Genomic DNA, 25,939 nt, shown 5'->3' with positions numbered 1-25,939 from the left:
CCGTTTGCCGGGTTCAGTTCTGGTGTCGGCGGGGGACCTTGTGACGCCGTCCGGTTCGCCCGCCGACGGCGAGGCCGCATCGTCGTCGGCGGACACCAGCGTGGCCGGTCCGGTCCCTGACCAGGCGCGCTCGCGGCGCCGGGCCGTAGTGGCCGCCGGTGTGACGCTCGCCGTCGTCGCGCTGAGCATAGGAGGGGTGATCGCGCTGCGGGGCGACCACCCGAGCGACGTCGACGGCGGGCCGGCCGTGGCGGGAGCCCTGGATGTGCAGGTTGTCGTCCCAGGCGCTCAGTTGCTGGGCGGTGCCGCCGAGCTGGACCGGCGCGTCGCCGAGGCACGAACCCGTCTTGCGGACGCGGTCGAGGCCGGCAAGACCATCCATGCTCAGGCTGCCGCTCGGAGTGCGGCGTCCCCTGCGGCGCTGCGGAGCCTGCGCGGTGCGCTCGACGCCGGGCTGGCTGCTCTTGCGGTCCGGCCGCCGGGGGGCGACAGTCCTGAGCGCACAGTCGCTTACGTCGAGCGCCTGGACGCGTGTCGTTCGGCCATTCTCGACGCAGCGTCGACCATCGGGGACGTCCGGAGCGTCCTGGCCGACCAGGCCGCACAGCGGACTTCGGACAACGGGTCCGGAGGTACGACGGCGGGCTCCGAGACGTGGCCTGACCAGGGCGGCGCAGGGACCGCCGGGTCGGGCGGCGGCGAGACCACCGACGTCGGCTCCGATGGTGGCAGCACCGGCCCCACCAGCGGCAGCGGTTCGGCCGGCGGTGGCACGGCGACGCCGACAGCGACCGCGCCGGCCCCGACCGTCGAGCCGACGCCGCGGCCGAGCGCCGAGCCCACACCCGAGCCGACCCCTGACCCGACGCCGGACCCCACTCCTTCTCCCACGACCACGCCCGAGCCGACCGGCGCCCCGTAGCCGTCCTGAGCACCCGGATGCGCGTCCGGACGTGCCGGGACCCGGGTGAGCTGCCGGGCCAGCCGTGGTCCATGCGGGCGCCAGAGATCCAGCGCATGATGGCCGTATGACTCCCGGCGAGGTCCTGGGGGCGCGGTACGAGCTGCGGCAGACGCTCGCTCATGGCGGCATGGGCGAGGTGTGGGTCGGCTACGACCGGGTACTTGGCCGCGAGGTGGCGGTCAAGGTGCTCGACATCGGGGCGGCGGCAGATGATCGAGCGGCGGAGCGGTTCCGCCATGAGGCAACCGCGGCGGCTGCGCTGTCCCATCCCAACGTGGTTTCGGTCTACGACGCCGGTATCGAGGAGGGCCTCGCGTTCCTCGTCATGGAGCTGCTGTCAGGACCGACGGTGGCTGAGCTCATCCAGGAGCGGGGGCCGCTCTCGGTCACGTTCGCCCTGGATCTGGCCCGGCAGGCGGCAGAGGGGCTTGATGCCGTTCACATGGTCGGTGTGGTTCACCGCGACGTGAAGCCGGGCAATCTGATGCTCGATCAGCACGGACAGCTGAAGGTGTTGGACTTCGGGATCGCGCGACTCGCCGAGGCGACGGCGCCTCAGCTGACTGCCGGCGGAACCGTCTTCGGCAGTGCCGCCTTCCTCTCACCGGAACAAGCTCGGGGTGAGGCTGCGACCGCTGCCAGTGACCACTACGCCTTGGGCTGCGTGCTGATGGCGATGCTGACCGGGCAGCCACCGTTCGCGGCCGAGCACCCCATGGGGCTGCTACGGCAGCATCTTGACGCGCGGCCGCCGCGGGTTCGCGCCCGGCGCCCCGACGTACCGGCCTGGGTGGACAAGGTCGTCGATGACCTGCTCGCGAAAGACCCCCAACGACGAGCGGGCGCTGTCGCGGCCCTGCGCCGGAACCGGACGGCGGCGCCGGGATCCGGGCAGGGCATGACCGCGGTCCTCCCGGCCGCGGCGGTGCCGTTACCGCCACCGCTGGCACCGACACCGCCACCACCGCCCCCGCTGGCGCCCACCCCGCTGGCGCCGACCCCGCCGACCCCGCCCCCGTCGGGGAGCCCGACGGTCGTCCTACCGACCGTGGACGCCTCGCAACCGGACCCTCACGCGCGCACTGGACTCCCGCCCCGTGTGTTGCTCGCGCTGGGCGGCGCGGGGCTCATCGCCCTGCTCGCCGTCACAGGACTGGTCTGGGTGCTTGCGGGCGACGAAGACCCGACGAACCAGAGCCCGGTCGGCACGGTTCTCGACGATGGCACGGCGGGACCCTCCGTGAGCCCAGCCCCCTCGAGCCGGGCTCCTTCGACGCCGGGTCCTTCGACTCCGGCTCCTTCGACGCGGGGTCCTTCGACTCCGGCTCCTTCAACGCGGGGTCCTTCGACTCCGGCTCCTTCAACGCGGGGTCCTTCGACTCCGGCTCCTTCGACGCCGGCTCCTTCGACGCCGGCTCCTTCGACGCCGGCCCCTTCGACGCCGGCTCCTTCGACCCCGGCCCCCTCGAACCCGGCCCCTTCGACCCCGGAAGAGTCGGGCCCGAAGGAGAAAGATCCGAAAGAGAAAGGTCCTAAAGAGACAGACTCGAAAGGGTCCGGCTCGAAAGGGTCCGGCTCGAAAGGGCAGGGCTAGAAGAGTCGAGCCTGGCGGCGGATGGGACGGCCAGCTCGACCGCTGCCGCCGTCTCTACGGCAGCCAGATAATTGGAGTCCTCTTCCCGATGGCGCACGATCTCAGGCTCGCTCAGCGATCTCCTTGACGCTCTTTACGAGGCTCTCCCACATCGCCTTCGAGTGCTCGGCCTCCTCAGGGGTGGCGTTGTTGTCCTGAGACAGTGTCAGCTGTGTCTTTCCGGCTTCCGACTCGTCGAGCGTCCAGGTGAGCGTGTGGTAGTTCTCGGGCTTGTCGTCCTGGCCGCTGAGCCCGCTGAAGTGGGTGTGCACGAACCGCTGTCCGGGTTCGAGCTCGAGGATCGTGCCCCTGTCCTGGTACTCCCTGCCCTCCCACATGCCGCGCCAGATGATCGGCCCGCCGACGATCCAGTCGGTGGATACCTCGGTGCCGAACATGAACTCCTTGATCGCATCCCGGTCCGTGAGCACCGACCACACGTGACTTGGCGCCGCGTCGATGGTGATCGTCGCCGTCGCGACGTACGTCTCGGTCATGTCTCTCGCTCCTTGATGACTCGCCCCAGCCCGCGGTCACTTCCAGGGTGCCCCACTCGTGGTGGTGTGCGCGCTGGCCGTCGTTAGTTCGGGTCGACCGGACCAGCTGTCACTACACCTTCGCGACCGCGGCCAGCTCCCGCTCCGGGTACACGGCGCCGTCCATCAGGGTCCGGTCGCCGAGCGGCTCGTCCAGCTCGATGGTGAACGGCGTCGGCGGGTTGGACTGGCAGGTCTGTGCGTCCCCCGGCGGGGCTTCGACGCCGATCACGAGCTCCACCCGGTCCTCGAGCTCGACCAGGCGCTCCAGCGTGAGTCGGCCGTCGGCAGGCTCGCCGCCCGCGCACGCGATCTCCGTGACGAGCAGGTGCACCTCGGAGGACACGGGGTCCGGCGGGTTGTCGGGGTCGAGCGCCACTATCGCGTCGCCGAGCCCGCCCAGGTCGTAGCGCAGGGCACAGTCGCCGTGCCGCCAGAGCTGCCAGCCCTCGCCGCCCTCCTCAGTCTGGTCGGTCCACTCGATGCCCAGGAGCTCGTGCGTGCGCCGCTCGCCGTCGTCGGCGTCGCGCGGCTCGGGCAGCTCTCGGATCAGGTAGACCTGTGTGCTGATCTCCGTCAGCACGCGCCACCGCTCCGGCTCGATGCCGGGGACGCTCGCCCCGTCCAGCGCCGCGGCGGCCTCGTCGCCGAGCTGGTCGGCGGTGGTGGCGCCGTCGGTCAGCACCGCCGCCGGGACCCGCGTGCCTTGGCAGAGGTATTCCCCCGCGTCACCGGACGCACTGCCTGCTGCCCCGGTCTGGGCGCAACCACCGACCAGCGCCACCAGGGCAACCACCCAGCCCCGCATCAACCTGCTCCGTCGCATCTTGGCTCCCCGGGCATGCGCCGCGTCGCTCGCGGCGTCTGCCCGGAATGTGTCCCGCACCGGTTCGCCCTTGCACGCCCGCCGCGAGCATGAGGCAGCCGATCAGCACCAGACTGGGGAGTAGGCCCACCAGGGGTTCGAGAGGACACCTTGCTCAGGCTGGGTCTTGCTCGTTCGTCGTGTCTGTCCGGTCGGGCAGGAAGATCTCCTCGATGGTCTGGTCGAACACGTCGGCGATGGTGAACGCCAGCGGCAAGCTGGGGTCATACCGCTCGGTCTCGATGGCGTTGATGGCCTGTCGGGAGACCTGGCACCGGGCGGCCAGGTCCGCCTGGCTCCATCGGCGGGCTGCTCGCAGTTCGCGCAGTCGGTTCCTCATGGGCGCGCCGCAGTCACCGGTGAAAGCGGGTACGCAGGTCCGCGGTCACGAGCCAGATCGCCAGCCCGCCGATGACGATCAGCTGCGTGAGCTGATGGAGCGGGACGACGCCGGCGGAGTCGAGCACGGTGGCCACCTGCAGTCCCACGAGGACGGCCGCGAACGCGACGGCCATGCTCTCCAGCTGGATCTTGCGCAGGTACTCGTCCGCACGCCGGAACGCCCGCAGCAGGACCCAGGCCACGGCGAGCGCGAACACCGCAGTAGCCGCGATCCACAGAGCCTTCTGGGTGGTGCTCTGGTCGGGGCTGCTGCCCAGCGCCAGGGCGACCCCGCCCAGCGTGATCACGGGTAGGCCGTCGATGAGGATGGCGCGGCGAGCCGCGCGGGTCACTTGGTCTGGCTGAGCCTGATTCGTCATGGAACGAATGTAAGGTGTGCCTGACACATGGTCAAGGGTTCTTGACTCAATGGAGGTACGCCCTCTCTTGCTGCGAGGGTCGGGGTACCGGTGTGCCAAACTTCGGACGGTTGTTTCCGATGATCCTCACCCCGCGACCATCGCGGCATTGAGGATCATCGGAAACAACCGTCCGAAGTTCTTGGGCCCTCACCTCTCCCTACGGTCCGCAAACACCGTTGAGCTTGTGACCGAAGGCGGCGGGCGTGTCGATTGCTTCCTGGACCGCGCGCAGCGTGCTGCTCTCCGAGTGGTTCAGTCCGGGGGTCTGACCCGGAGGGTCGGCCACGTCGCCCAGCGGGTGTACTGCATCGGCCGTCGAGCTGGCACAGTCTGCTGATTCGACGATCGGATGAATCGTCGCTGATGCGCTCGGAGCGACGAGGAACGTTGCCGCTGCTGCCAGTGCGCCGATCGCTAGCACTCTCTTCATGGGTAGGCCTCCTTGCCTCAGCGCGAGGTGCAAGCCATGGAGCGGCGTTGATCAACAATCCTCGCGCCCCCTCAACCCATTGAACGGCCTTCCGCCCTTGGCTGCATCGCCAGTATGGGGTGATCTACGGGTCGCGATGCCGCCCGGTCGCCTGCTCCGCAAGACGTAGGACCGCACATCCGGATGTCCGGACAAAGTATTGACCGGTGATCCGGCCCGATGTTAACGTTCCCGCGGTAATCGCATTCCGGGCTTTGCGCGTGCCGACCGGGTTCGGCCACGTCTCAAGGAAGAGGCACCCCCCATGAGCTCAACTTTCACCCGCCGTCAGATTCTCATCGGCGGGCTCTCCGGCGCTGCGGTGATCGGTCTCACCGCCGCCTGCGGTAGCGACTCCGGCGGCTCCGGCGGTTCCGCCGACCCCTCCGAAGTCGGCACCCTGCAGTTCTTCCTCTCCGGCGACGCCAACCAGGGTGGCGGCTTCGCGGCGATGGCCGCGAAGTACGAGAAGGAGACCGGCTTCAAGGTCGAGATCGTCGACATCGCCAACGACGACCTCGGGACGCGGCTGACGAATGCCGCCCAGGCCGACGACCTGCCCGCGCTCGCGCGCGTCGGCTCCGTCGACCCGGTCTGGAAGAACGCGACGAAGGACCTCGCCGAGATCATGACGGCAGCCGGCGTCATGGCGGACCTGTCCACGCAGGACGAGGACGGGCGGGTCTTCTCGCTCCCGACCGACGTCACCGGCGTCGGCCTGTTCATCAACAAGTCGCTGTTCGACGAGGCGGGCGTGGAGTTCCCGGCCAACCTCGACGGCGACGTGTGGTCCTGGGACGACTTCGTGTCCGCAGTCAAGGAGGTGCAGGAAGCCACCGGCGCCTCCTACGGCATGGCGATGGACGCCAGCTCGCACCGGCTCAAGTCGTTCCTGTACGAGTTCGGCTCGACGCTGTGGCAGCCGGACGGCAGCGGCACCTACACCACCAACGACGCGACCAAGACCGCGCTCGAGTACTTCTACGAGATCAACGACGACAGCTTCATGCCGCGCTCGGTCTGGCTGAGCGAGGCCGACGGCAACGCGCTCTTCAAGTCCGGCGACGTCGTGGCCTACTACTCCGGCTCGTGGCAGATCGCAGACTTCGCCGTCAACATCGCCGACTTCGAGTGGGCTTCGGTGCCGACGCCGCGCCAGCCGGTGCAGGCCGTGAACTTCGGCAACGCGGCCTCCATCGTCGTGTTCGACGGAACGGGCCAGGAGCAGGCCGCTCTCGACTTCGTCAACTGGCTGTACACCAAGGAGAACTACACCGAGCTCGCCACCACCTCGGGCTTCCTGCCCGCGGTCAACGGCATCACGGTCGAGTACGCGGACAACGCCGAGGCGTTCGACCTCTACAACGCCGAGATCGCGGCCTCCGACCCGATCGTCACCACGATCAAGCAGATGGAGCTCGGCTTCGAGGTCGCGGGCCTGACCACCGAGGGCGACCCGCTGCGCGACCAGGTGGTCCGCTACCTCAACGACGAGATCGGCGTCGACGAGTGCATCACCACCATCGGTGAGCAGATGACCGAGGCGTTCGGCTCAGCGAGCTGAGACCGATGGCCCAGGAAACGCCTGTCGCTGCGGCGCCCGCACCGGCGCCTGCACCAACAACACAGCGACGACGCCGGCTGCGGCGGCCAGGTCAGACCGCCGCGCCGGTACTGTTCATCTCGGTAGCCGTCGTGCTGTTCGTCGTGTTCTTCCTCGGCCCGGGGTTGCTCGGGCTGTACTACTCGTTCACCGACTACACCGGTGTCGGGGACCCGACGTTCACGGGGCTGACGAACTACGAGAAGCTGTTCGGCGACGAGCAGTTCTACTCCTCGATCGGCCGCACGGTGCTCTACACGGTGTTCGCGGTCCCGGCGCACTACGTGGTGGCGCTCGGCATCTCGTTGTTGCTGGTCTCGGCCGCCACCAGGTTCCGTACGGCCGCCCGGGTCCTCTTCTTCCTGCCCTGGCTCATCTCGCCGATCGTCACCGGTGTCATCTGGCGCTGGATCTTCGGCGAGAACTTCGGGCTGGTCAACTACGTGATCACGGTGCTCAACCTGCCGCGGCAGCAGTGGGAGACCAACGGCGACCTCGCGCTCGCCGTCGTCATCCTGGCCAGCACCTGGTCGGGAACCGCGTTCACGATGCTGCTGTTCATCGCGGCCCTGCGGAACATCCCCAAGTCCTACCTGGAGGCCGCTCAGATCGACGGAGCCTCCGCCGCGCAACGCTTCTTCAGGATCACCCTGCCGCTGCTGCGCCCGACGTCCTTCATGGTGATCCTGCTCGGCACCCTCGGCGCGATGAAGGAGTTCGCCATGGTGCAGGCGCTCAACGGCGGAGGGCCCGGCACCGAGAACATGCTGATCGTCCAGTACATCTACCAGACCGGCTTCGAACGGGCCCAGATCGGCTACGCCAGCGCCGTGTCGATGGTGCTCATGGTGATCCTCATCGTGATCGCCGTCGTCCAGATGCGCTTCGACCGGAGGGAGGATCTGTCGTGACCACAACGCCACGCCCGGCCTTCCGGGGCGTCAACCCCTGGCTGACCCTGCTGCTCGTCGTGATCGCGGCCCTGTTCGCGTTCCCGATGCTGTGGTTCCTGCTCAGCTCGTTCAAGCCGGGCAGCGAGCTGTTCAGCCTGCCGCTGACGCTGTTCCCGGAGAACTGGACGACCTCGGGCTACGTCACGGCCTGGACCCGGTTCGACTTCTGGCGCTACTTCGCCAACACCGGCATCGTCGCGCTCATCACGACGACGCTGACCGTGCTGGTCTCCGCGATGACCGGGTACGCCTTCGCCAAGTACAAGGCGTGGTGGCTACAGGTGTTCTTCGTCTGCATCCTCGTCACGACGATGCTGCCGACCGAGGTCATCATGCCCTCGACGTTCGCGGTGATCCGCGACCTGGGCCTCTACAACACCCTGGCCGGCATCATCGTGCCGTCGATCCTCACCGCGACCGGCGTCTTCATGTTCCGGCAGTACTTCCGCACCGTGCCGGACGAGCTGTTGGAGGCGGCGCGCATCGACGGCGTCGGCGAGATCCGGGCGTTCTTCGAGATCATGCTCCCGATCGCCCGGCCGATCGCGATCGTGCTGGGGATCTTCTCCTTCCAGTGGCGCTGGAACGACTACATCTGGCCGCTGATCGTGCTCAACGACCCCAACAAGTACACGCTGCAGATCGCGCTCAGGTCGATCGTGGGTGCGGACAACATCGACTGGTCCGTGCTGCTGTCGGCGTCGGTGATCTCCTTGATCCCGATGGTGATCCTGTTCATCGTGTTCCAGCGCCAGATCATGAGCGCCGACATGAACTCCGGTCTGAAGGACTGATCTCCCGTGACCTTCGCAGGCCGGATGGCCGATCTTGTCGAGCCCTGGTGGGATCGCGAGCTCGATCCGCTCACGCTCGGCCACCGTGAGCTCATGAGGATGGTCGCGACCGCCGTCGCGCTGAGGATCCTGCGGCCAGGGGCGGTCGCGTCCCGCCGGGTCGACACCGCGCTCACCTTGGCCGAGCGGCTCGCCTCGCTGCAGGAGCCCGGCGGGCTGTTCTCCTCCGACGGGAACCTGCAGTCACCGCCGGACAGTGCCTTCACCCTCAACGACGTCGGCATCACGCTGACGGCGCTGGAGCGTGCCGCCGACCCGGCGCTCGCTCCGCTGGAGCAGCAGCTGCGGGGCATTGCACAGCGAGCCGTCCCCGCGCTGGTCACCGGTGGTGTGCACACGCCCAACCACCGGTGGGAGGTGGGCGCCGCGCTGGTTCGCCTGCGCGCCTTCGACGAGCGGGCGATCGCGCGTGCGCAGCAGTGGCTCGCGGAGGGGGTCGACGCCGATCGCGACGGTCTCTACTCCGAACGCAGCGCCAACTATGCGGCCTTCGTGAGCAACCCGTCGCTGCACGTGCTGGCGGAGGGCCTGCAGCGGCCTGACCTTCTTGAGATCGTGCACGACAACCTGCACAGCCAGCTCGCCCTGACCGACGCCGACGGCGTCGTCGAGACGGTCTTCTCGCGCCGCCAGGACCAGGGCGGGCAGATCCCGCTGGAGGTCTTCCACACCCAGCTGCGGCGCTTCGCCCTGGGTGGCTGCGCCACCTGCACGGCCGGCGCCGCGCGGTCGGAGCCGCGCGACGGAGCGGTGGCGGCGATCGCGCTGCTCGAGGTGCTGACCGAACCGCAGCTCGATGCTCCGCTCCCGGCCCCGCCGATGCCGTCGGCCTCGGAACGGGTCCGTCACTTCGCCGACGTCGGGCTGCTGGTGGCCGAGCGCGGACCGGAGCGCTGGGTCGTCTACGGCGGTTCCGATGTACCGCACGCCGGTCGGGTCGGTTCGGGACTGGCGGGTGACCCGACGTTCCTGAGGTTCCGCTCCGGCGCCGCCGTGGTGCGCTCGCTGCGGCTGTCCCGCGTGTTCTTCGGGCTCGGCCCGTTCCGTGCCGAGGCTCTGCAGGTCGCCGACGACGGCGTCGCCCGTCTTCACGAGCGCGTCACCGCCGGCTACTACCAGCCGATGGCGGAGGGACGGCGCCGTGCGGACGGGCGCTACCGGCTCGTCTCCGATGGACGCTTCAGTGCCTCGATGGCGTTCGACGAACGGGCCCGTGACGACGTCGAGCTGGTGACCGACGTCGTCGTGCACGGGGGCTCGGCCGGCGTCGAGCTGCAGGTCACGACCAGCGGAGCGGCCACGCGGTGGTCGCTGGAGCTCGCGCTGGGGGACGGTGTGCTGGCCGGCGTCGAGCAGGTCTCCACCGACGGCTACCGGATGGCCGGCCATGCTGCTGAGCTGCGCAGCGGCGACGACGCCATCGTCATCGAGACCTCGGTCGATCCCGAGCCCGAGGTGGTCGGCACCTATGAGCCCGGTGAGGCCTACACCTTCCTCGGTGGCACCGACGCCCTGGGCGGCCCCCGCCTCTACCTCACCGGCACGAGCCCCGGCACCTGGACGCTCACCCTCCGCCCCGCCTGACCCTCAGCGCGCCCCCAGCCTCCGGCTGACCTCCCGCGCCGCCCGGGTTGCCTGGTCCGCCAGCCAGACCCGCCCGGCGTCGTCGTACGAATCCGAGCGGAACGTCACCGCTAGCCCCGCAACCGGCCTACCCGTGTGGTCCACCACCGCAGCGGCCACGGACGCGAACCCGGCGGTCACCTCGCCGTCCTCCACGGCGAAGCCCCTCGCCCGCGCCTCCCGCAGGACCGTCCGCAGCTCGCGCAGCGTGCGCGGCCCCGCCTCGGTCAGGTCGGTGAACGAACCCGGCGTCGGGTACAGGGCGCGCACCTGCGCCGGCGGCAGCAGCGCGAGCACCGCCCGCCCGCTGGCGGTGAGATGGCTCGGGAGGTGGACGTCGACGTCGGTCACCAGGGGCGGGCGCCCCGCCGCGCGCTGCTCGACCAGGTACAGGACCTCCCGGCCGTTGAGCACCGCGAGGTGCCCGTTCTCCCCGGCCGTCTCCACCAGGCGGGCGACAACCGGAGCGGCCAGGCGCGTGAGCGGCGCCTGCCGCGTGTACGCGCTGCCCAGGCCGAGGGCGGACAGGCCCAGGCCGTAGCGGCGTTCGTCGGGGAAGTGCCGCACGAACCCCTCGTCGCGCAGCACCGACAGCAGGTGATAGACGGTGGATCGCGGCACCCCGATGCCGTGCGCGATGGCGCCGGCCGGCACGGGCCCCGGCTGCGCTGCCAGAAAAGTGAGCAGACGGGCGGTCGTGCGGGCGGCGGGAACGGCGCTGCTGCCGGCCACTGTTTCCTCCCGGTGAACTGTCTCGTATCCCAGACTCTATCGTCGCTCCATCGCGCGCCACGGGGCCTCCGGCGAGGTTCTATGAGCCCATGAGCACCCTGCACGAAGCGGGAACGACGCCGCCCACCCGCGCGGCCGACGCTGACCTGCCCCAGCACGTCGTCCTCGACGGCACGCCGCTGACCGTCGACCAGGTGGTCGCGGTCGCCCGGTACGGCGCCTCGGTCGAGATCCAGGCGAAGGCCCTGACCCGGATGGCGCAGAGCCGCGCCGTCATCGACGACCTCGCGAACGACACCGTGCCGCACTACGGCGTCTCCACCGGGTTCGGAGCCCTCGCCCGCCGCCACATCCCCGCCGAGATGCGGGCCCAGCTCCAGGTCAGCCTCGTGCGCTCGCACGCCGCCGGATCCGGCCCCGAGGTCGAGACCGAGGTGGTGCGCGCGCTCCAGCTCCTGCGCCTCGCCACGCTGGTCACCGGCCATACCGGCGCCCGCCCCGTGACCGCGCAGACCTACGCGGCGATGCTCAACGCCGGCATCACGCCGGTCGTGCACGAGTACGGGTCGCTCGGGTGCTCCGGAGATCTTGCGCCGCTCGCGCACGTCGCGCTCGCCGCGATGGGGGAGGGGCGGGTGCAGGTGGTGCCCACGGCCTCGACCAGCGAGCGGGTCTCGACAGGCTCGACCAGCGGGGTCGACGCCGCCCGGGCTCTCGCCGACGCCGGGATCGAACCGCTCGTCCTCGCCGAGAAGGAGGGCCTCGCCCTCATCAACGGCACCGACGGCATGCTCGGCATGCTCTGCCTCGCCATCCACGACCTGCGGCGACTCCTCACCACGGCCGACGTCGCCGCGTCGCTCAGCGTCGAGGCCCTGCTCGGTTCGGACGCGCCGTTCGCCGAGGACCTCATCGGCATGCGCCCACACCCGGGCCAGGCCGCGTCGGCGTCGAACATGCGCAGGATCCTGGCGGGCTCGCCTCTCATGGCGAGCCACCGCGAGCTGGACGACGCCGGAAACCCCGCGTGCACCCGCGTCCAGGACGCCTACTCCCTGCGCTGTGCGCCCCAGGTGCACGGCGCCGCGCGCGACACCCTGGAGCACGCGGCGACGGTCGCGGGCCGGGAGCTGGCCTCCGCCATCGACAACCCCGTGGTCACGAGCGACGGGCGCGTGGAGTCCAACGGAAACTTCCACGGGGCGCCCGTCGGCTACGTGCTGGACTTCCTGGCCATCGCCGCCGCCGACCTGGCGAGCATGAGCGAGCGGCGCACCGACCGGTTCCTCGACGTCTCCCGTTCCGAGGGCCTGCCCGCGTTCCTCGCGGCCGACCCGGGCGTGGACTCCGGCCACATGATCGCCCAGTACACGGCCGCCGGGATCGTCTCGGAGATGAAGCGCCTGGCCGCGCCGGCCAGCGTGGACTCGATCCCGAGCTCCGCCATGCAGGAGGATCACGTGTCCATGGGCTGGGCCGGGGCGCGCAAGCTCCGCCGCTCCGTGGACGGGCTCACGCGCGTGCTCGCGATCGAGGTGCTCACCGCCACGCGTGCGCTCGACCTGCGGGAGCAGGCTCCCGCAGCGGGCACGGGCGCGGTGCACGACGCCGTCCGCGCCGTCGTGCCCGGACCCGGACCCGACCGCTACCTCGCCCCGGAGATCGAGCACGTCGTGCAGCTCGTGGCGGGCGGGCGGATCGAGGCGGCTGCCGCTGCCGCCGTCGGACACCTCGACTGAACCCCTGGCTGAACCGCCACCCCTGACCGAACTGGAGAGGCAAACCATGAACCAGCAGTACGACCGGGGTACCCCCGTCGCCGTCCGCGCCGCGCGCGGCACCACCCTGACCGCCCGCAGCTGGCAGACCGAGGCCCCGCTGCGCATGCTCATGAACAACCTCGACCCCGAGGTAGCGGAGCGGCCCGACGACCTGGTCGTCTACGGCGGTACCGGCCGCGCCGCGCGCGACTGGCCGAGCTACCACGCGATCGTGCGCTCGCTGACGGACCTGCGCGACGACGAGACGCTGATGGTGCAGTCGGGCCGCCCGGTGGGCGTGCTGCGGACGCACGAGTGGGCGCCGCGCGTGCTGATCGCCAACTCGAACCTCGTCGGCGACTGGGCCACCTGGCCGGAGTTCCGCCGGCTGGAGCAGCTCGGCCTGACCATGTACGGGCAGATGACGGCCGGGTCGTGGATCTACATCGGGTCGCAGGGGATCCTGCAGGGCACGTACGAGACGCTGGCGGCGGTGGCGGCGAAGAGGTTCGATGGCACGCTGGCGGGCACCATCACCCTGACCGGCGGCTGCGGCGGCATGGGCGGCGCCCAGCCGCTGGCCGTCACGCTCAACGGCGGCGTCTGCCTCGTGGTCGACGTCGACCCGGCCCGCCTGCACCGTCGCGTCGAGACCCGCTATCTCGATGTGGTCGCGGAGTCCCTGGACGCCGGCGTCGAGCTGGCGCTGGCGGCGAAGAAGGAGCGGCGCGCGCTGTCGGTGGGCGTGGCCGGCAACTCGGCCGACGTCGTGCCGGAGCTGCTGCGCCGGGGTGTCGAGATCGACATCGTCACGGACCAGACCTCGGCGCACGACCCGCTGTCGTACCTGCCGTCCGGCGTCGCCCTGGAGGACTGGGCCGCCGAGGCCGAGAAGGACCCGGCGGGGTTCACCGACCGGGCGCGGGAGTCGATGGCCCGGCACGTCGAGGGCATGGTCGGCTTTCTGGACGCGGGCGCCGAGGTGTTCGACTACGGCAACTCGATCCGCGACGAGGCCCGCCTGGGCGGGTACGACCGCGCGTTCGACTTCCCGGGCTTTGTGCCCGCGTACATCCGGCCCTTGTTCGCGGAGGGCAAGGGCCCGTTCCGCTGGGCGGCGCTGTCCGGCGACCCGCGCGACATCGCCGTGACGGACAAGGCAGTGCTCGACCTCTTCCCCGACAACGACCACCTGGGGCGCTGGATCCGCGCGGCCCAGGACCGGGTCGCCTTCCAGGGGCTGCCGGCCCGCATCTGCTGGCTCGGCCACGGCGAGCGCGACGTGGCGGGGCTGCGGTTCAACGAGCTCGTCGCGTCGGGCGAGATCTCCGCACCGCTCGCCATCGGGCGCGACCACCTGGACTCCGGCTCGGTGGCCTCCCCGTACCGGGAGACGGAGTCGATGGCGGACGGTTCGGACGCGATCGCCGACTGGCCGCTCCTGAACGCCCTGATGAACACCGCCTCTGGCGCGACGTGGGTCTCGATCCACCACGGCGGCGGCGTCGGCATGGGGCGGTCCCTGCACTCCGGCCAGGTCTCGGTGGCGGACGGCACGCCGCTGGCCGCCGAGAAGCTCGCGCGGGTGCTCGCCAACGACCCCGCGACGGGCGTGCTGCGGCACGTCGACGCCGGGTACGACGACGCCGTGGCGGCCGCCGAGCGCGGCGGGCTGCGCGTGCCGATGCGGGAGACGCCGTGAGCGGTTCCGGGGCCGCGTCCGTGGCGGTGGGCGCGGCACCGGCGGGCACGACGCCGGTGGGGCGGCTGCTCGGGGCGATCGCCGACGTCGGACGCGCACCGTCCGGCGGGTACGAGCGGTTCGCCTGGACCGCCCACGACCTGAGCCTGCGCGAGTGGTTCGTCGCGGAGGCGGCCGCGCGCGGGCTCTCCGTGGTGACCGACCGCGCCGGGAACCAGTGGGCCTGGTGGGGCGACCCGGACGCCGACGGGCCGGGCGTCGTGACCGGCAGCCATCTCGACTCGGTGCCCGGCGGCGGCGCGTTCGACGGTCCGCTCGGGGTGGCCAGCGCGTTCGCGGCGCTCGACGCGCTGCGGGCCGCGGGTGTGCGCCCGGAACGGCCGCTCGGGATCGTGAACTTCTCCGACGAGGAGGGCGCCCGGTTCGGGCTTGCCTGCCTCGGCTCGCGGGCGGTCACCGGCACCGTGGGCGCCGACCGGCTGCTCGCGCTGCGCGACGGCGCCGGGGACAGCCTCGCGGACGTGCTCGCGCGGGTCGGTCGCGGGATCTCGACAGGCTCGACCAGCGACGGCGCCGGGGGCGTGCGGCTCGAGCACTACGGCCGCGACCCCGAGGCCCTCGCGCGCGTCGGGGTGTTTGTCGAGCTGCACGTGGAGCAGGGCCGCTACCTCGCCGACCTGCCGTCGGACGAGGCGGCGCCGGTCGCGGTCGGCGCCGCGATCTGGCCGCACGGCCGCTGGCGCGTCGACCTCGTGGGCGAGGCCAACCACGCGGGAACGACTCCGCTGGCTCACCGTCACGACCCGATGCTCGACCTCGCGCAGCTCATCACCGACGTCCGCGCGGCCGCCGAGCACGCCGGGGCGCTCGCGACGCTCGCCAAGGTCCAGGTCGAGCCCAACGGCGTCAACGCCATCCCGTCCCGCGTGCGGGCCTGGATCGACGCCCGCGCGGAGACCGAGGCCGCGGTCCGGGCAGTGATCGGCGACTCTTCGAGCGTAGGGGTAGACGCGGGAACGGGCTCCGTGGGGCGACCGGGCCTACGTTCGACGAGCTCCGGCCTGCCCGGGGGCGGCGGAGGGCTTGGCCGGTGGGGGGCTGTCGAGGAGTCCTGGACGCCCGCCACCGTGTTCGACCCGGCACTCGCGGCGCGGCTCGCCGACATCGTCGGGCGGCCGGGCTCCGACCTGCCCGCACCGGTGATCGGGACGGGCGCGGGGCACGACGCCGGCATCTTCACCGCGGCCGGAGTGCCCACCGCGATGCTGTTCGTGCGCAACCCGACGGGGATCTCCCACTCGCCGGCAGAGCTCGCGGAGGAGGCCGACTGCGACGCCGGCGTCCGCGCCCTCACGGCTGTCCTGGCGGACCTGCTCACCGGCGGGGAGGGCCGATGAGCTTCTGGTGTCAGCGGGCTTGGCTGCCCGGTGAAGGCGGGGCGCCGGGCGGCGTCGTGGAGTCGGTACGGATCGAGACCGCCGACGGGCGGATCGTCGGCGTCGAGCCGGGCGCTCCGGCGTCGGGCGGCGACGTGGTGCTGGGCGGCGTGGTGCTGCCCGGGCTCGCCAACGCCCACTCGCACGCGTTCCACCGCGCGCTGCGCGGCCGGACACATGCGGGCGGCGGGTCGTTCTGGACCTGGCGGACAGGGATGTACGCACTGGCCGCGGCCCTGACCCCGGAGCGGTACGAGCGGCTGGCGCGCGCGGTCTTCGCGGAGATGGCGCTCGGCGGGACCACTGCCGTCGGCGAGTTCCACTACGTGCACCACCGCGCCGACGGCACGCCCTACCCGGCGTCCGAGGGCGGCCCGAACGCGATGGCCGAGGCCCTGCGCTCCGCCGCGCGCGACGCCGGGGTGCACCTCACGCTGCTCGACACCTGCTACCTGCACGGCGGCCTCGCCGAAGACACCGCCGGGCACCTGCCGCTCGCGCCGGAGCAGGCCCGCTTCGGGGACGGCACGGTCGAGGCGTGGGCGCGTCGCGTGGACGCACTCCGCGCCGCCTGGGCCGACGACGACCGCGTGCTCGTCGGCGCCGCCGCCCACTCGGTGCGGGCCCTCGCGCCGGGCGAGCTGCGCGACGTCGCCGGCTGGGCGCGGCAGGCCGGCGCGCCGCTGCACGTCCACCTGTCCGAGCAGCCGGGGGAGAACGAGGCGGCGCTCGCGGCCTTCGGCGTCACCCCGACGCGGCTCCTGCACGATGCCGGAGCCCTCGGCCCCGGCACCACCGCGGTCCACGCGGTGCACCTGACCGACGACGACGTCGCGCTGCTCGGCGGCTCGGGCACGGGCGTCTGCCTCTGCCCGACGACGGAGCGCGACCTCGCCGACGGCATCGCCCCCGGGCTCCGGCTGCTGCGGGCGGGCAGTCCGCTGTCGGTCGGTACGGACCAGCACGTGAGCGCCGACGTGCTCGCGGAGGCGCGCGGCATCGAGGAGCACGAGCGGCTCGCCACCGGACGCCGCGGCGCCTTCGATCCCGCGACTCTGGTCCAGATCGCGACGTCGGCCGGGCACACCGCGCTCGGCCGGCCCGACGCCGGCCGGATCGCGGTAGGCGCGCCCGCGGACCTGGTGGCGGTGCGGACGGACACGGCGCGGACGGCCGGGATCGATGTGGGGCAGGCAGTCCTGGTAGCCGGCGCGGCGGACGTGTCCGACGTCGTAGCGGGCGGCGAGGTAGTGGTGCGGGGCGGTGAGCACCGGGCCGGGAACGTTGCGCGGATGCTCACGGAGGCGATCGACGAGCTCTGGTCTGCTGCCACCCCCGGGAGCAAGCCCTTGGTTGTGGGCGCGACCGTTGCGCCTAAAACGGGCATGAAGTCGCAACGATCGCGCCCACAACCACATAACCGTTCAGGGAGCGAAGCATGAGCGTGCTGCTGACGAACATCGGGGAGCTCGTCACGAACGACCCGGAGCACGGCGCCGGGTCAGGGTCGGGCGGGCTCGGCGTCGTGCCGGACGCCGCGATCGTCGTCGAGGCCGGCCGGATCGCCTGGACAGGGCCGGCGTCGTCGGCGCCCGCGGCCGACACCGCGGTCGACCTCGGGGGGCGGTGCGCGCTGCCGGGATTCGTGGACTCGCACTCGCACACCGTGTTCGCGGGCGACCGCGCCGCAGAGTTCGCCGCCCGCATGACCGGTGAGCCGTACACCGGGGGCGGCATCGCGAACACGGTCACCGCCACGCGCGCGGCGTCCGACGAGGCCCTGCGGGCGCGCGGCCAGGCCCTGGTGCGCGAGATGCTCGCGCAGGGCACCACCACCGTCGAGATCAAGAGCGGCTACGGGCAGGACGTCGCCACCGAGGCCCGCACGCTGCGGATCGCGCGGGAGCTGACGCCGGAGACGACGTTCCTCGGCGCCCACACGGTCCCGGCGGAGTACGCCGGCGACCGCGCCGGTTACGTCGACCTCGTGACCGGGCCGATGCTCGCCGCCTGCGCGCCGCACGCCCGCTGGATCGACGTCTTCTGCGAGCCCGCGGCACCCACCGCCTTCGACGAGGACGAGGCCCGGACCGTGCTCGCGGCCGGTGCCCGGGCCGGGCTCGGCGTGCGGGTGCACGGCAACCAGCTCTCGGCGGGCCCCGGCGTGCGGCTCGCGGTCGAGGTCGGGGCGGCGAGCGTGGACCACTGCACCCACCTGTCCGACGCCGACGTGGACGCGCTGGCCGGGTCGTGGGCCGGCGCCGGGCTCGGCACCGTCGCGACGCTGCTTCCCGCCGTCGAGTTCTCCACCCGGTCGCCCTACCCCGACGCGCGACGTCTGCTGGCCGCGGGCGTGCCGGTCGCGCTGGCCACGGACTGCAACCCCGGCTCGGGCTACAGCTCGTCCATGCCGTTCGTGGTGGCGCTCGCGGTACGCGAGATGCGGATGAGTCCGGCCGAGGCCCTCTGGTCGGCGACGGCGGGCGGGGCCGCAGCGCTCCGGCGGGACGACGTCGGCCACCTGCGGGTCGGCGCCCGTGCCGACCTCACCGTGCTCGACGCCCCCAGCCACACCTACCTGGCCTACCGCCCGGGCGTGCCGCTGGTGGCGCAGGTGTGGAAGGACGGCGCGCGGGTCTGAGCCGACCGCCCTGCCCGACGGGGGCGCGGCTCAGGCCCGCGTCGAGCCTCGAACCACGAGACGGACGGGGACCACGACGTGCTCGGGCGGGTCGTCGCCGCCAGCCATCCGCCGGTCGAGCAGGCGGACCGCGCTCCGCGCGACCTCGTCGTGGTTCGGGTCGATCGTGGTGAGGCCGGGGGACAGGTACTTCCCGACGTCCAGGTCGTCGAACCCCACGACCTGGACGTCGTCCGGGACGCCGATCCCACGGTCGGCCAGCGCCGCCAGCGCCCCGAGCGCCACGGTGTCGGTTACCGCGAAGATGCCGTCGACGTGCACGCCCGCATCGAGGAGGCCGCCGAGCACCTCGCGCGACTCGTGTGCCGAGTACGTCGTCAGCGGAACGACGAGCGCGCTGTCTGCGGGCACTCCTGCCTCGCGGTGCGCCGTCTCCCAACCGGCACGTCGCAACGAGGCCATCCCCGAGGTCTCGCCCGGTGCGCCTCCGAGCACGAGAACCCGGCGCGAGCCCCGGGCGAGCATGTGCGCGGTGGCGAGCCGGGCACCCTCCTCGTTCGCGAGCTGGACGTGATCGAAGCGCTGGGGAACCTCCCGCTCACCGAGCAGGACGATCGGGGCCTTGGTCCTGACGCTCTCCAGGCGCTCGCGGTCCAGCCCGGCCACCGAGAGGAGCACGCCGTCGTACATCTGCAGGCGTGCGACGCTCAGCGACTCGATCTCGCTCCGGGGACTCGCGCCGGTGCGCTCGAGGACGAGGCGGCGCCCGCCTTCCTCCACCAGGGGCGCGATCCGGTCCGCGACGTCGCCGTAGTAGTCGTGGAAGCCCGGAACGATCAGGGCGACCGTGTCGGTACGGCCCGACCGCAGGTGTCTCGCGGTGAGGTTGACCTCGTAGCCGAGCTTCTCGATCGCGGTCAGAACCCGGTCCCGCGTGGGCGGGACGACGCGGCGGTGACCGTTGAGCACGTTGGACACGGTCATCATCGAGACACCGGCTTCGCGGGCGACGTCGCTCATCGTGACCATCTGCTGCCGCCTCCCGGGCTGGACGAGGGGGTTGACGAGCGCCCGGCCCTGGCCTAGTTTAACGCTAAAATCGATGTCGAAAACGGTTTCGGTCGAAGACGAACCGTCGTAGGTGACGCCCGAGCACTGACGCTCGGGACCAGTTCTCAATGAGGAGAGACATGACTCGTGAGGTGACATCCCGACGAGGGCGTCGCGCAGGCCGGCGCATGACGGCGGTCGTGGGCGCGGCGGCTCTGCTCGCCCTGGCGGCGTGCAGCCCGGACAGCGGCGGCGGCGAAGAGGTCGACGGCCTCGACCAGACCGCCGGCTCCATGGCGAGCTTCGCGGCCGACGAGCAGTTCAAGGCCACCGAGCCGATGAGCTTCTCCATGCTCTGGACCGACTGGCCGGAGCTCCCGGTCAAGGACTCCTGGCAGCTGTTCGACGAGATCGAGGAGCGGACGAACGTCTCGCTCGAGCTGACCAACATCCCGTTCAGCGATGCGGTGGAGAAGCGCAGCCTCCTCCTCAGCGCCGGTGACGCGCCGTACATCATCCCGCTCGTCTACACGGGCGAGGAGAAGAGCTTCGCGGCGTCGGGCGCCGTGCTGCCGCTCAGCGACTACGAGGAGTACATGCCCAACTTCCAGAAGTACGTGGAGGAGTGGGACCTGCGCCCGATGATCGACAACCTGCGCCAGGCGGACGGTAAGTACTACATGATGCCCGGCCTGCAAGAGGTCTCGGTCCCGGTCTTCACGCTCCTGGTGCGCAAGGACGTGTTCGACGAGGTCGGCGCGCCCCTCCCGGAGACCTGGGACGAGCTGCGCGTGGGGCTCGAGAAGATCAAGGCGAAGTACCCCGACAGCTACCCCCTGGCCGACGGCTTCGAGGGCGCGTCGATGCTCAACTACGCCTCGCACGCCTTCGGGACCAGGGCCGGCTGGGGCTTCGGCGACGGCACGTTCTTCGACGAGGAGTCCGGCGAGTTCGTCTACGCCGGCACGTCCGACGGCTACCGGGACATGGTCGAGTACTTCCACGGGCTCGTGGAGGACGGGCTGCTCGACCCCGAGTCTTTCACCGCCACCAACGACGGCAGCGGGACGGTCACCGAGAAGTTCGCCGCCGGCAACGTCTTCGCCGCCTCCGGCTCGAACGGCACGGTGCAGGAGTTCTCGACGGCGCTCGACGAGACCGAGGGCAAGGGCAACCACGAGGTCGTCCAGATCGCGCCGCCGGGCGGCGAGGCCGGCCAGGTCGTCGAGCCGCGCAACTTCTGGAACGGCTTCATGGTGAACTCCGAGGCCAAGGACGACCCGCACTTCATCGCCATGCTGCAGTTCCTGGACTGGCTGTACTACAGCCCCGACGCCCGCGAGATGCTGCGCTGGGGCGTCGAGGGCGAGACGTACACGAAGTCCGACGACGGGAAGTTCACCCTCGAGCCCGACTACTCGCTCGACGGGTTCAACATCAACCCTGACGCGCCCACGGACATCGAGAAGGACCTGGGCTTCTCTTCGCAGGTCCTCGCGGGCTCCACCGAGTCCAGGGCCCTCAAGGAGTCCTACAACTCGCCCCAGTTCGTGGAGTACATCGACTCGGTGCTCTCGACGAGGACGCCGCGCGACCCGTTCCCGCCCGCGCCGCTGAACGAGGCGGAGCTCGAGCAGGCCTCGCTCCTGACGACGACGCTCACGGACACCGTCAACACCAACACGCTCAAGTTCATCCTCGGCGAGCGTGACCTCAGCGAGTGGGACGCGTACGTCGCCGAGCTCGAGGGCCAGAACCTCCAGGGGTACCTGGACCTCGTCAACGGCGCCCACCAGCGCTTCGCCGAGAGCAACAGCTAGTCCGGTCGGACATCTGACTGGTGGGCCGGCGGCCAGGCCGCCGGCCCACCAGGCCTCACGAAGGGGTGAGACATGAGCGTCACACGTGAGCGTGAACCCGCGGGGCTGGTCGCGGAACCGGCCGTCGGCCGACGGCGGTGGAACACCGGTGCACGGGGCAGCCACGGGTACAAGGTGCCGTGGCGGGATGTGTGGCGGCGCGACGGCGCCCTCTACCTGATGGCCGTGCTGCCGGTCGTGTTCCTCCTGATCTTCCGCTACGGCCCGATGGTGGGGAACATCATCGCGTTCCGCCGGTTCCGGCCGGGCGGCAGCATCTTCGGCGAGGAATGGGTCGGGACGCTCTACATCGACATGTTCATCAACGACCCGATGTTCTGGCATGTGTTCGGCAATACCGCCATCATCGGGTTGCTCACGCTGATCGTCGGCTTCCCGCTGCCCATCGTCCTGGCGCTCCTGCTCAACGAGGTACGCAAGAAGGCGTTCAAGAGGGTGGTCCAGTCGATCTCGTACCTGCCGCACTTCCTCTCCGTCGTGATCGTCGCCGGCATGGTCATGCAGCTCCTGTCGCTGCAGGGCACCGTCAACCAGATCGCCGAGGCCCTGGGCGGGGAAGCCGTTCCGTTCCTGCAGCGGCCGGAGTGGTTCCGCGCGATCTACGTCGGGTCCGAGGTGTGGCAGACCCTCGGGTGGGGAACCATCCTGTACCTCGCCGCGCTGACGACCGTCGATGCCTCGCTCTACGAGGCCGCCCGGATCGACGGCGCCAACCGGTGGCGGCAGACGTGGCATGTCACCCTGCCCGGCATCCGGCCCACCATGATCACGCTGCTGATCCTCAACATCGGGACCTTCCTCAACGTCGGGTTCGAGAAGGTCCTCCTCCTCTACAGCCCGCTGACCTACGCCACGGGCGACGTCATCTCGACGTACCTGTACCGCGTCGGCCTGGTGTCCAACAACCTCAGCTATGCGGCGGCGATCGGGCTGTTCCAGGCCTGCATCGGGCTCGTCATGGTGCTGTCGGCCAACTTCATCTCGCGACGAATGACGGGAGCAAGCCTGTGGTGACCCAGAACGCCATGACCGTCCCGGCCGTCTCGGTCGGCTCGGGCACATCGGTCGGCCCGCGCGACACCAGGGGCTACCGGGCCTTCACGGCCGTCAACACGGTCGTGCTCCTGCTGGTGTGCGCGGTGATGCTCTATCCGTTCGTGACCGTGATCGCCCAGTCGTTCTCCAGCCCCGGCGCGATCAAGGCCGGCCTGGTCAACGTGTGGCCGGTCGGGTTCAACCTCGACACCTACGGGGCTGTAGCGCAGAACGGGACGTTCTGGAGCGCGTACGGCAACACGGTGCTGTACACCTTCCTCGGAACCACCATCGCGATGGTCCTCACGACGACGTTCGCCTACGCGATCTCCAAGCCGCACCTGCGGGGCCGTGGGTTCCTCATCGGGATCGCCGTCTTCACGATGTTCTTCAACGGCGGCATCGTCCCCAACTACGTGCTGATCTCGGCCCTCGGCATGAAGAACACCATGTGGGCCGTGATCCTGCCGGGAGCGATCTCGGTGTTCAACCTGCTGGTGATGAAGGCCTTCTTCGAGAGCCTGCCCCGGGAGCTCGAGGAGGCCGCGCAGATCGACGGGCTGGGCTGGTTCGGCATCTTCTGCAGGATCGTGCTGCCGCTGTCGAAGCCCGTCATCGCCACGATGGTCCTGTTCTACTCGGTCGCGTACTGGAACGACTGGTTCGCAGCGTTCCTGTACCTCGACAAGCAGGAGCTCTTCCCCGTCACGCTCTTCCTGCGCAACCTCATCGCGGGCGCATCGACCACCGCGTCAGAGGGGGCCGCGGCCGCGGGGACGACGACAGCGGCGATCTCCGCGAACATCCAGGCCGTGACGATGATCCTCACGATCGTCCCGATCCTGTGCGTATACCCCTTCGTACAGCGGTACTTCGTCTCGGGCGTGATGCTCGGCTCGGTCAAGGGCTGAGGGGCGAGCAGGTCAAGTGCTGAGCCGCGAGCAGGTCGGCGGGTGAGCCGCGGGCAGGTCCGGCGGCTCTCATGATGTACCGGTACCAGGTGCCGGGTGCGCTGAACTGGGTTCGGCTGTGCCTGGCGCCTGCGGGCTGTCCCGAACAGTTCAGCCAGGGTGAATCAGACGGGGCCAGGGTGGACGTTCTTCAGCAGACCTGGCACCTGCGCCAGGGGGCATGTCCCCCGGGGAGACGGGCGTGGTCGCCTTCGGTGACGGCTACCTGCCGAGGTCGAACGTAGGCCTTGTCGCTCCATGACGCCGAACGTAGGGTCGGTCGTTCCAAAGCCCGTTGTGGAGCGACCGAGCCTACGTTCGACGGCGCCGCCTTACTGTTCCGTGACGCCCAGGGCCGGGGCGGCCACGAACGACGCGCGCGCGCTCGCCGCGCCGTGGAGCTCCAGCAGGACCAGCTCGTTGCCCGCCTCGCGCATCAGCGGGCCCGGGACGTACAGCGTGTGCGTGGGGCCCAGGCTCCAGTAGCGGCCGAGCAGCTCACCGTTGACCCAGGCCAGGCCCTTGGTCCAGCCGTCGAGGCGGAGGAAGTGGTCCGCCCCGGCGACCGAGTCGAACGTGCCCCGGTGCAGACCCGCCGCGGCCGCGCCCCCGACCGCCGGTTCGACGTCGGACGCCGCCGCGCCCCCGGCGTCGGCCATATCCAGCGCGGAACGAAGCAGCGCCGGCGCGTCCTCCATCCGGAGCGCGCCCGCCTGCCACTCGTCCAGCGTCCGCACGGCGGTGCGCACCGGCCCGATCAGGCCCTTGGGCTCGCCGATCCGCGGCCCGTAGTTGACCCGCCCCTGGTCCTCGACCAGGAGGGTGAGCTCGCCCGCGCGCGCCGGGAGCGCGACGGCGAACGTGTGCGAGGCGCGGTCGAGCACGCCGACCTGTTCGCCGTCGACCAGCACGACCGCGCGGTCGCGCACCTCGCCGACGCTCAGCACGGCGTCGTCGGCCCGGAGACTGGTGCGGTAGACCGCGAAGCCCGACCACAGCTGCAGGTCGTCGGTGGTGGGCACCGACGCGAACGAGCGCAGCCCGTCGCGGAGCAGCCCCGCCAGGGCGTCGGGCAGCGGCACCCGCGCGGAGAGTTCGACGTCGACCACCGGCGCGGGCCCCGCGCCGCTACCAGCAGCCTCGACCTCGGCGCCAGGCACCGGTAGGTGCCGCGCGATCACCTCGCGCATCGCGTAGTACTTGGCGGTCGGCGTTCCGTCCTCGGCGAGCGGCGCGTCGTAGTCGTACGACGTCGTGATGGGCCGGTAGATGCCCTTGTCGTTCGCGCCGCTGGTCAACCCGAAGTTGGTGCCGCCGTGGAACATGTACAGGTTGACGGAACCGCCGGCCGCGAGCAGGTCGTCCAGGTCGGCTGCGTTCGCCTCGGCGGGCGCCACGTGGTGCTCCAGCCCCCACGAGTCGAACCAGCCGTTCCAGAACTCCATGCACATCAGCGGCCCGGTCGGCTGGTGCCGCCGCAGCACCTCGAGCCGCTCGGCCGTGCGCGACCCGAACGTCGCGGTCTTGTGCAGCTCCGGCAGGCCGCCGCGGGCCAGCATCTCGTCGTTGGCCTGGTCGCAGGTGAACAGCGGGACGTCGATGCCCTGGTCGCGCACCAGGTCCACGAGCGCGCGCAGGTACCTGTGCCGCTCCGGCACCGGGTCATCCCCGTATGCGCCGTACTCGTTCTCGACCTGCACCATGAGCACCGGGCCGCCGCGCGTCACCTGACGCTCGGCCACCAGCGGCAGCAGGTTCGCGTAGTACTTTCCGATGGCGGCGAGGAACAGCGGCTCGTGGCGGCGCACGCCGACGGCGTCGTCGGCCAGCAGCCAGGCGGGAAGGCCCCCGCCGTCCCACTCCGCGCAGATGTAGGGGCCCGGCCGCACGATGGCGTGCAGGCCCTCGGCGGCCACCAGGTCGAGGAACCGGCCCAGGTCGCGCCTTCCGTCGAGATCGAAGACCCCGGGCTCCGGCGCGTGGAAGTTCCACGGCACGTATGTCTCGATGGTGTTCAGGCCCATCAGCCGGGCCTTGCGGATGCGGTCGGCCCACTGGTCTGGGTGCACGCGGAAGTAGTGCAGCGCGCCACTGACTACCTGCATCCGCTCGCCGTCGAGCAAGAAGTCCTCGGGTCCGATGTCGAACTTCGGCATATGTGGTTCCTCGGGGTGCGATGGGGATCCGCAGTGCGGCATTGCGCTGCGGGGAGATGGTGACGACGGCGGGGGAGGTCCCCCGCAGTCATCACCGGTCGTTCGGCCGGCGGCTCGCGAGGCCGTCGGTCAGCGGCGTCGAGCCCGTGCAGCCTGGCCCATCGCGTAGTTGTCGAACCCCACGAAGGATGTGCCGCCCACGAGCTGGGCCTGGAACAGGCTCAGGTAGCGCCAATACACGTTCGGCGCACGCCGGACCAAGGCGAGCACGGTCATGAACGGGCTGACGAATCC

23 protein-coding genes and 1 pseudogene are annotated in these 25,939 nt (G+C 71.0%); 15 read left to right on the top strand and 9 right to left on the bottom strand.

Going from position 1 to position 25,939, the window contains the following annotated elements; genetic code table 11:
• The first annotated feature begins 4 nt into the window (after positions 1 to 4).
• The 3 genes and pseudogenes from IE250_RS24810 (at position 5) to IE250_RS25030 (ending at position 2,500) form a co-directional block, all read left to right on the top strand.
• On the top strand, positions 5 to 922 hold the full coding sequence (locus tag IE250_RS24810; RefSeq protein ID WP_189668076.1) for a hypothetical protein: 918 nt from the start codon (positions 5 to 7) through the stop codon (positions 920 to 922).
• Positions 923 to 1,028: 106 nt separating this feature from the next.
• A pseudogene (locus tag IE250_RS25035) lies at positions 1,029 to 1,814 on the top strand (serine/threonine-protein kinase); the annotation flags it as partial.
• A gap of 35 nt (positions 1,815 to 1,849) precedes the next feature.
• Positions 1,850 to 2,500, top strand: coding sequence for a pentapeptide repeat-containing protein (locus tag IE250_RS25030; protein WP_373301603.1), 651 nt, complete (start codon positions 1,850 to 1,852; stop codon positions 2,498 to 2,500).
• Positions 2,501 to 2,659: 159 nt separating this feature from the next.
• Here the strand turns inward: IE250_RS25030 and IE250_RS04800 are convergent, their stop codons facing one another.
• The 5 genes from IE250_RS04800 to IE250_RS04780 all read right to left on the bottom strand — a co-directional run bounded on the left by IE250_RS04800 (position 2,660) and on the right by IE250_RS04780 (position 5,231).
• Positions 2,660 to 3,094, bottom strand: a complete 435-nt coding sequence (locus IE250_RS04800) for an SRPBCC family protein (RefSeq protein WP_189668074.1) — start codon at positions 3,092 to 3,094, stop codon at positions 2,660 to 2,662.
• Positions 3,095 to 3,206: 112 nt separating this feature from the next.
• Positions 3,207 to 3,941, bottom strand: a complete 735-nt coding sequence (locus tag IE250_RS04795) for a hypothetical protein (RefSeq protein ID WP_189668073.1) — start codon at positions 3,939 to 3,941, stop codon at positions 3,207 to 3,209.
• A 172-nt stretch (positions 3,942 to 4,113) separates the two neighbouring features.
• Positions 4,114 to 4,338: a helix-turn-helix transcriptional regulator gene (locus IE250_RS04790; protein WP_189668072.1), complete on the bottom strand. Its 225-nt coding sequence runs from the start codon at positions 4,336 to 4,338 to the stop codon at positions 4,114 to 4,116.
• A gap of 13 nt (positions 4,339 to 4,351) precedes the next feature.
• Positions 4,352 to 4,759 (bottom strand): hypothetical protein, encoded by a 408-nt coding sequence (locus tag IE250_RS04785; protein WP_189668071.1) that lies wholly within the window; start codon positions 4,757 to 4,759, stop codon positions 4,352 to 4,354.
• A 199-nt stretch (positions 4,760 to 4,958) separates the two neighbouring features.
• Entirely contained in the window at positions 4,959 to 5,231 is a 273-nt protein-coding gene (locus IE250_RS04780; RefSeq protein WP_189668070.1) for a hypothetical protein, read from the bottom strand.
• A 304-nt stretch (positions 5,232 to 5,535) separates the two neighbouring features.
• Between IE250_RS04780 and IE250_RS04775 the strand changes: the two genes are divergently transcribed.
• From IE250_RS04775 to IE250_RS04760, 4 genes are read left to right on the top strand one after another with little or no spacing between them, the layout of a single operon-like run.
• A complete protein-coding gene (locus IE250_RS04775) occupies positions 5,536 to 6,834 on the top strand; it encodes an ABC transporter substrate-binding protein (RefSeq protein ID WP_189668069.1) in 1,299 nt (432 codons plus the stop codon).
• Positions 6,835 to 6,839: 5 nt separating this feature from the next.
• Positions 6,840 to 7,784, top strand: a complete 945-nt coding sequence (locus IE250_RS04770; protein WP_189668068.1) for a carbohydrate ABC transporter permease — start codon at positions 6,840 to 6,842, stop codon at positions 7,782 to 7,784.
• A complete protein-coding gene (locus IE250_RS04765) occupies positions 7,781 to 8,620 on the top strand; it encodes a carbohydrate ABC transporter permease (protein WP_229872127.1) in 840 nt (279 codons plus the stop codon). Before IE250_RS04770 ends, IE250_RS04765 begins: the two co-directional genes overlap by 4 nt.
• 6 nt (positions 8,621 to 8,626) lie before the next feature.
• The gene (locus tag IE250_RS04760) at positions 8,627 to 10,264 is read left to right on the top strand and encodes a hypothetical protein (protein ID WP_189668067.1); all 1,638 of its coding nucleotides are present in this window, start codon (positions 8,627 to 8,629) and stop codon (positions 10,262 to 10,264) included.
• A 3-nt stretch (positions 10,265 to 10,267) separates the two neighbouring features.
• Here IE250_RS04760 and IE250_RS04755 read toward each other — a convergent pair whose 3' ends face one another.
• Positions 10,268 to 11,035 (bottom strand): IclR family transcriptional regulator, encoded by a 768-nt coding sequence (locus IE250_RS04755; protein WP_189668066.1) that lies wholly within the window; start codon positions 11,033 to 11,035, stop codon positions 10,268 to 10,270.
• Positions 11,036 to 11,124: 89 nt separating this feature from the next.
• On the opposite strand from IE250_RS04755, the gene hutH reads away from it, so the two are divergent.
• The 5 genes from hutH to hutI all read left to right on the top strand — a co-directional run bounded on the left by hutH (position 11,125) and on the right by hutI (position 18,574).
• Positions 11,125 to 12,774: a histidine ammonia-lyase gene (gene hutH / locus IE250_RS04750; RefSeq protein WP_229872126.1), complete on the top strand. Its 1,650-nt coding sequence runs from the start codon at positions 11,125 to 11,127 to the stop codon at positions 12,772 to 12,774.
• A gap of 46 nt (positions 12,775 to 12,820) precedes the next feature.
• A complete protein-coding gene (hutU, locus tag IE250_RS04745) occupies positions 12,821 to 14,497 on the top strand; it encodes a urocanate hydratase (RefSeq protein WP_189668065.1) in 1,677 nt (558 codons plus the stop codon).
• Between the two features lie 65 nt (positions 14,498 to 14,562).
• Positions 14,563 to 15,894 carry an allantoate amidohydrolase gene (locus IE250_RS04740; protein WP_444544350.1) on the top strand — a complete coding sequence of 444 codons (1,332 nt, stop codon included), beginning with the start codon at positions 14,563 to 14,565 and terminating at the stop codon, positions 15,892 to 15,894.
• Positions 15,891 to 17,375 (top strand): formimidoylglutamate deiminase, encoded by a 1,485-nt coding sequence (locus IE250_RS04735; RefSeq protein WP_189668064.1) that lies wholly within the window; start codon positions 15,891 to 15,893, stop codon positions 17,373 to 17,375. The genes IE250_RS04740 and IE250_RS04735 overlap by 4 nt, the downstream gene beginning before the upstream one ends.
• Complete coding sequence (gene hutI / locus IE250_RS04730) at positions 17,372 to 18,574, top strand: imidazolonepropionase (protein ID WP_189668063.1); 1,203 nt, start codon at positions 17,372 to 17,374, stop codon at positions 18,572 to 18,574. Before IE250_RS04735 ends, hutI begins: the two co-directional genes overlap by 4 nt.
• A 30-nt stretch (positions 18,575 to 18,604) precedes the next feature.
• Here hutI and IE250_RS04725 read toward each other — a convergent pair whose 3' ends face one another.
• Positions 18,605 to 19,603 (bottom strand): LacI family DNA-binding transcriptional regulator, encoded by a 999-nt coding sequence (locus IE250_RS04725; protein ID WP_189668062.1) that lies wholly within the window; start codon positions 19,601 to 19,603, stop codon positions 18,605 to 18,607.
• A 209-nt stretch (positions 19,604 to 19,812) separates the two neighbouring features.
• Between IE250_RS04725 and IE250_RS04720 the strand changes: the two genes are divergently transcribed.
• From IE250_RS04720 to IE250_RS04710, 3 genes are all read left to right on the top strand, one after another.
• Positions 19,813 to 21,444 carry an ABC transporter substrate-binding protein gene (locus IE250_RS04720; protein WP_229872125.1) on the top strand — a complete coding sequence of 544 codons (1,632 nt, stop codon included), beginning with the start codon at positions 19,813 to 19,815 and terminating at the stop codon, positions 21,442 to 21,444.
• A gap of 72 nt (positions 21,445 to 21,516) precedes the next feature.
• On the top strand, positions 21,517 to 22,518 hold the full coding sequence (locus IE250_RS04715; protein WP_189668060.1) for an ABC transporter permease: 1,002 nt from the start codon (positions 21,517 to 21,519) through the stop codon (positions 22,516 to 22,518).
• A gap of 11 nt (positions 22,519 to 22,529) precedes the next feature.
• Positions 22,530 to 23,450 carry a carbohydrate ABC transporter permease gene (locus IE250_RS04710; RefSeq protein WP_189668337.1) on the top strand — a complete coding sequence of 307 codons (921 nt, stop codon included), beginning with the start codon at positions 22,530 to 22,532 and terminating at the stop codon, positions 23,448 to 23,450.
• A 371-nt stretch (positions 23,451 to 23,821) separates the two neighbouring features.
• On the opposite strand, the gene IE250_RS04705 is transcribed toward IE250_RS04710, so the two are convergent.
• Together IE250_RS04705 and IE250_RS04700 are read right to left on the bottom strand one after the other, a co-directional pair.
• Positions 23,822 to 25,645 (bottom strand): glycoside hydrolase family 35 protein, encoded by a 1,824-nt coding sequence (locus tag IE250_RS04705; protein ID WP_189668059.1) that lies wholly within the window; start codon positions 25,643 to 25,645, stop codon positions 23,822 to 23,824.
• A 129-nt stretch (positions 25,646 to 25,774) separates the two neighbouring features.
• Positions 25,775 to 25,921: a hypothetical protein gene (locus IE250_RS04700; RefSeq protein ID WP_189668058.1), complete on the bottom strand. Its 147-nt coding sequence runs from the start codon at positions 25,919 to 25,921 to the stop codon at positions 25,775 to 25,777.
• Positions 25,922 to 25,939 lie beyond the last annotated feature (18 nt).

The sequence above is a fragment of the Promicromonospora soli genome, from assembly GCF_014653785.1.
GTDB lineage: Bacteria > Actinomycetota > Actinomycetes > Actinomycetales > Cellulomonadaceae > Promicromonospora > Promicromonospora soli.
The sequence above is the reverse complement of the archived record's forward strand: the minus strand, read 5'-3'. Positions and strand labels throughout refer to the sequence as shown.

What these genes read in the sequence shown, in the direction of transcription:
- IE250_RS04800 (WP_189668074.1), bottom strand. Translation starts at nt 3,094, where the DNA reads ATGACCGAGACGTACGTCGCGACGGCGACGATCACCATCGACGCGGCG.
- IE250_RS04795 (WP_189668073.1), bottom strand. Translation starts at nt 3,941, where the DNA reads ATGCGGGGCTGGGTGGTTGCCCTGGTGGCGCTGGTCGGTGGTTGCGCC.
- IE250_RS04790 (WP_189668072.1), bottom strand. Translation starts at nt 4,338, where the DNA reads ATGAGGAACCGACTGCGCGAACTGCGAGCAGCCCGCCGATGGAGCCAG.
- IE250_RS04785 (WP_189668071.1), bottom strand. Translation starts at nt 4,759, where the DNA reads ATGACGAATCAGGCTCAGCCAGACCAAGTGACCCGCGCGGCTCGCCGC.
- IE250_RS04780 (WP_189668070.1), bottom strand. Translation starts at nt 5,231, where the DNA reads ATGAAGAGAGTGCTAGCGATCGGCGCACTGGCAGCAGCGGCAACGTTC.
- IE250_RS04775 (WP_189668069.1), top strand. Translation starts at nt 5,536, where the DNA reads ATGAGCTCAACTTTCACCCGCCGTCAGATTCTCATCGGCGGGCTCTCC.
- IE250_RS04770 (WP_189668068.1), top strand. Translation starts at nt 6,840, where the DNA reads ATGGCCCAGGAAACGCCTGTCGCTGCGGCGCCCGCACCGGCGCCTGCA.
- hutH (WP_229872126.1), top strand. Translation starts at nt 11,125, where the DNA reads ATGAGCACCCTGCACGAAGCGGGAACGACGCCGCCCACCCGCGCGGCC.
- hutU (WP_189668065.1), top strand. Translation starts at nt 12,821, where the DNA reads ATGAACCAGCAGTACGACCGGGGTACCCCCGTCGCCGTCCGCGCCGCG.
- IE250_RS04735 (WP_189668064.1), top strand. Translation starts at nt 15,891, where the DNA reads ATGAGCTTCTGGTGTCAGCGGGCTTGGCTGCCCGGTGAAGGCGGGGCG.
- hutI (WP_189668063.1), top strand. Translation starts at nt 17,372, where the DNA reads ATGAGCGTGCTGCTGACGAACATCGGGGAGCTCGTCACGAACGACCCG.
- IE250_RS04725 (WP_189668062.1), bottom strand. Translation starts at nt 19,603, where the DNA reads ATGGTCACGATGAGCGACGTCGCCCGCGAAGCCGGTGTCTCGATGATG.
- IE250_RS04720 (WP_229872125.1), top strand. Translation starts at nt 19,813, where the DNA reads ATGACGGCGGTCGTGGGCGCGGCGGCTCTGCTCGCCCTGGCGGCGTGC.
- IE250_RS04715 (WP_189668060.1), top strand. Translation starts at nt 21,517, where the DNA reads ATGAGCGTCACACGTGAGCGTGAACCCGCGGGGCTGGTCGCGGAACCG.
- IE250_RS04710 (WP_189668337.1), top strand. Translation starts at nt 22,530, where the DNA reads ATGACCGTCCCGGCCGTCTCGGTCGGCTCGGGCACATCGGTCGGCCCG.
- IE250_RS04705 (WP_189668059.1), bottom strand. Translation starts at nt 25,645, where the DNA reads ATGCCGAAGTTCGACATCGGACCCGAGGACTTCTTGCTCGACGGCGAG.
- IE250_RS04700 (WP_189668058.1), bottom strand. Translation starts at nt 25,921, where the DNA reads ATGACCGTGCTCGCCTTGGTCCGGCGTGCGCCGAACGTGTATTGGCGC.